Below are 1,600 nucleotides of genomic sequence, written 5' to 3'. Positions count from 1 at the left end.
ACCCCAGCCCAAGCACTAGCCGAACTACTCGTTGCTTAGACCACTGGACCCCGCCGGGCAATTTCGGAGGTGAACGTCTGAAATGGAGCGGAGGCGGATGGTGCCTGCCGGGGCGGCGCTGGCGGTGGCGGGGGCCGGGGAGGTTGGGGTGGGTGCGGGGATGGGGTTGGGTTGCGGTGGTGTGGGCGGGGTTGGGTGGGCTGCAGGCGGACAGGTAGTGCGCTGGCGGGACGGTGTACGCGGGAGTGTGAGTGCGCTTGGGCCGGAGTGGCTGACGCATTCATCGCCGAGGTGCACTAGGGATGCACTGGTACTTCCTGGCGGGGTGCGGGTTTACAGGTGTTGGTCGTGGCGGCGGAGGGTTCGGGGCATGCCTAGGTGCCAGAGGATGGCGGCTCGGGAGGTGGGGTGGGTGGTGGCTTCTTGTTGCATGGCGGTGAGGAAGTGGGTGGTGAAATCTGTGCGGGGTGCTCGGGTGTGTACCTCGGCCACGGTGGAAGGCGCGAGTTCGGAGCGGCGGGTGCCGGCTGCGTCCAGGTGGGTGCCGGCGTGTAGGAGGTGGGCCTCGGCGCCCCAGGAGGTGGGTACGGTGATGTTGAAATGTGCCGCGATCGCGTCGGCCACGGTGTCGGCGTACGGGCGGGATGCGCCTGCGTCGAGGACCAGTTGACGTGCGATGGTCGCTCCTTGGACGGCGAAACAGTACGCCTCGCGCCCGGGCTTCGACCGAGCGCTCGGCTGCGTCGGCGGAGTCTGCGGCGGGGGCTGCTGCGGCGGCTGAGTCGCCTCAGTCGTCTGAGTCACCCGAGTCGTCTGAGTCGCCCGAGCCGCCTCAGCCATCCGAGTCGCCCGAGTCGCCCGAGTCGCCTCAGCCATCCGAGTCGCCCAAGTTGTCCGAGCGGTCCGAGTCGCCCGAGCCCCGCGAGTTGCCCGAGTCGTCTGAGTCGCTCGAGTCGCTCGAGTCGCCCAGGGTGCCCAAGTCGTCCGAGTGGTTCGCGTCGTCTGGGTGGGTGGGGTTGGGGGAGGGTTGGTTAGGGCGATGTCGTGGAGGAGGGCGGCTACGTACAGGCGTTCGGTGTCGTAGGTGAGGTGGTCCAGGTCGCCGAGCATGCAGGCCCAGATCCAGGAGCGCAGTGAGTGCTGGAACAGGGGGTCAGGCAGGTGGGCAGTCGCGTACGCGGTGATGTGCCGCGCGATTGGTGTGCCTGGCGGGAGCTGATCTGCGGTCAGTACGGCGCCTGCGCGGTCGGCTGAGCGGGATCTCGCCGAGGCGGACCCGTCTGGGCGTTGGCGTAGGGCTTTGAGTTCTCGGGTGATTGCCTGGGTGATGAAGCGGAGCTGATCCAGCGGGCTCAACGCGCCGCCGGTCCGCTCGACCCAGGTGGGTGAGCCGATCGCAACCATCAGATCCTCCCTGCACCATCTCTTGCAACAGTTGCAAGAGATACTACCGGCGGGGCGAGGCGGCGCGGGGCGGCGTGGGGCGGCCCGGAGCGGGGCGACGCGGAGCGGGCCGGAGCGGGGTGGAGCGGGGCGAGGTTAGGTGGGGCGGGCCGGGGCGAGGTCGGGCGGGGCCGGCCGGGCGGGGTGGGTGAGACGG

Annotated in this window: 1 protein-coding gene; it reads right to left on the bottom strand. The window is 69.7% G+C overall.

Features of this window, described 5'->3' with window-relative positions; all coding sequences use genetic code 11:
• Nucleotides 1-333 precede the first annotated feature (333 nt).
• Entirely contained in the window at nt 334-804 is a 471-nt protein-coding gene (locus tag ABD260_RS37440) for an HD domain-containing protein (RefSeq protein WP_344241728.1), read from the bottom strand.
• Between the last annotated feature and the right edge of the window lie 796 nt (nt 805-1,600).

Source organism: Kribbella hippodromi (assembly GCF_039531045.1).
Classification (GTDB): domain Bacteria; phylum Actinomycetota; class Actinomycetes; order Propionibacteriales; family Kribbellaceae; genus Kribbella; species Kribbella hippodromi.
The sequence above is the reverse complement of the archived record's forward strand: the minus strand, read 5'-3'. Positions and strand labels throughout refer to the sequence as shown.